Source organism: Mucilaginibacter sp. P4_E8 (genome assembly GCF_056401495.1).
Genome location: NZ_JBFUJG010000364.1, coordinates 1 through 1,578 on the forward strand (window position 1 = coordinate 1; position 1,578 = coordinate 1,578).

A 1,578-nucleotide genomic window follows, 5' to 3' on the forward strand; every position below is an offset into this window, starting at 1 on the left:
TTTTTAACTCAAACATTTGGCATGCTGCTGGCGAAAATACTACCACAGACGTGAGAAGAGCTTTAACATTGGGCTTTACCCCTCCGTTTTTTAAGCAACAGTTGGATTATTCAAGATTTTTAGGTTATGACTTTGTTGCAGGGTTAAGTGCTGAACTGCGACAGGTTATTGGATATAATGCACGTGTCCCTGAAAATTTAGATGAATATTATCAGCCTCCACATTTAAGAATGTACCAGCGTGACCAGGGCTGAGAATAATACCTAAACCAATCATATTAAACTTTTAACCATGCAGAAAACTAAAACCACTCTAAGAACCATGGGGGGGTATTACGAATTGCAATTAGCCGTAGGAAAGGAGTTTTACCCTAATTTGATCAGACTAAATACCGGCCGTAACGCTCTGGAATATATTCTGAAACAAAAAGGGTATGCCAAAATTTATATACCTTATTTTACTTGTGATGTTTTACTTGAGCCTATTAAAAAGCTTGATGTAGCCTATCAGTTTTATAAAATTAATGATCAGCTTAATCCTGTTATTGATTTTGAAATTGAACCGGATGCCTGCTTTTTATACACCAATTACTTTGGCATTAAACAGGAAACAATAAAGTGTTTAAGTAGGCAGATCAAAAACCTGATCATAGATAATTCCCAGGCTTTTTTTTCGGCTCCATTGCCTGGCATAGATACTTTTTATTCGTGCAGAAAGTTTTTTGGGGTTCCTGACGGGGCTTATCTGCAGATTAATAAAAAGCTCAGTCGGAAGTTGCCGGTTGATTCATCTGTTAGTCGTTGTTCTCATCTTTTAAAAAGCATTGAATTTGGCGTAGAGGCGGGTTATTCTGATTTCAAGAGAAATAATGATGCTTTAGTGAATAATGAAATTAGGAGCATGTCGCCCTTAACACAAAGAATTCTTTCAAGTATTAACTACGAGGAATGCGCCCGGATACGAAAGCGGAATTTTGAATTTTTACATAAGCATTTGCAGGCCCAAAACCTGTTTAAGTTTGATATTCCAGATGACTACTCCCCAATGGTTTATCCTTTTTTAAGTGCTGATCGTGATCTGAAATTACACCTGATACAGAAAAAAATATTCGTGGCTACATACTGGCCAAATGTGTTTAAGTGGACCACCAGCAAAATGTATGAAAACTATCTCGCCCGGTGTATGGTGCCTTTGCCAATAGATCACCGGTATAATCTTCAGGACATGTTTTTTATGTTAAACATTTTACAACAATTTATATGAATATTTCAGTATACATACGCCCCCTGGTTTTAGAAGATGCACAAACATCTTATTTATGGAGAAATGATCCAAAGGTTTGGACTTTTACCAATTTTAAGGCTACTCAGCGTATTACCCCAAGAATGGAGGCTGCATGGCTACAAAGTAACCTGAACAGGCCCGACCAAATTCGCTTTGCCATCTGCTTAAAAGAGCTTGACACCTATGTTGGTAATATCCAGTTGCTGGATATTCAGGATAAACGTGCGGAATTGCATCTTTTTATCGGAAATAAAATGTATTGGGGTAAAGGTATTGGCTATCAGGCTACCATGC

2 protein-coding genes and 1 pseudogene are annotated in these 1,578 nt (G+C 37.6%); all 3 read left to right on the forward strand.

Annotated features, from left to right (window positions below):
* Window positions 1-254: pseudogene (locus tag AC1DRQ_RS31390) on the forward strand (phytanoyl-CoA dioxygenase family protein); the annotation flags it as partial.
* Window positions 255-291: 37 nt separating this feature from the next.
* On the forward strand, window positions 292-1,263 hold the full coding sequence (locus AC1DRQ_RS31395) for a hypothetical protein (protein ID WP_429400038.1): 972 nt from the start codon (window positions 292-294) through the stop codon (window positions 1,261-1,263).
* A partial coding sequence (locus tag AC1DRQ_RS31400) for a GNAT family N-acetyltransferase (RefSeq protein ID WP_477430043.1) occupies window positions 1,260-1,578 on the forward strand: 319 nt, incomplete at its 3' end. The genes AC1DRQ_RS31395 and AC1DRQ_RS31400, both read left to right, overlap by 4 nt.

Excerpts from the sequence above, each read along its gene's own strand:
- AC1DRQ_RS31395 (WP_429400038.1), top strand. The coding sequence starts at position 292 with ATGCAGAAAACTAAAACCACTCTAAGAACCATGGGGGGGTATTACGAA.